The organism is Vibrio sp. S234-5, assembly GCF_000960595.1.
In the GTDB taxonomy this organism is placed as follows: domain Bacteria; phylum Pseudomonadota; class Gammaproteobacteria; order Enterobacterales; family Vibrionaceae; genus Vibrio.
In genome coordinates, this window is sequence record NZ_JZAM01000458.1 from 1 (window position 1) to 379 (window position 379).

Annotated in this window: 1 protein-coding gene; it reads right to left on the bottom strand. The window is 44.6% G+C overall.

Annotated features, from left to right (window positions below; translation table 11 throughout):
* Window positions 1-119: 119 nt before the first annotated feature.
* On the bottom strand, window positions 120-379 hold a 260-nt coding region (locus tag UF06_RS23045), incomplete at its 5' end, for a DTW domain-containing protein (RefSeq protein ID WP_045572542.1).

The window sequence follows — 379 nt, forward strand, 5'->3', positions numbered from 1 at the left end:
GTATAAACTAGTGGCATTATCCATATCTGTACGCCTGCAAACCGTGACCGAATGCAGATTTATCCCCTCGCTGAAGTCAGTTGAACAACATGCCATCAACAAAAGTTCATTCCTTAGAGTCAGCTCTCGGTTTTCAACCACTCTTTGAAACGTTTCAAATGCGGTCGATTAGGATCGTTTTTGACTCGGGTCTTGGTTAGCATGTAGGTTTCTCTAAAGGCTTCAAACCACAATTGAAGGCATTCCGATGCTTTGTTCTCACCGGCTTGTTTCAAAACTAAAGTCGCGACTTCAGCTGTCGAAAGATGCTGCTCGTTCTCAGAACGACGCATGATGTATTCAGATAAGCACTCCGGCTCGATAGATAGGACTGGTAGAG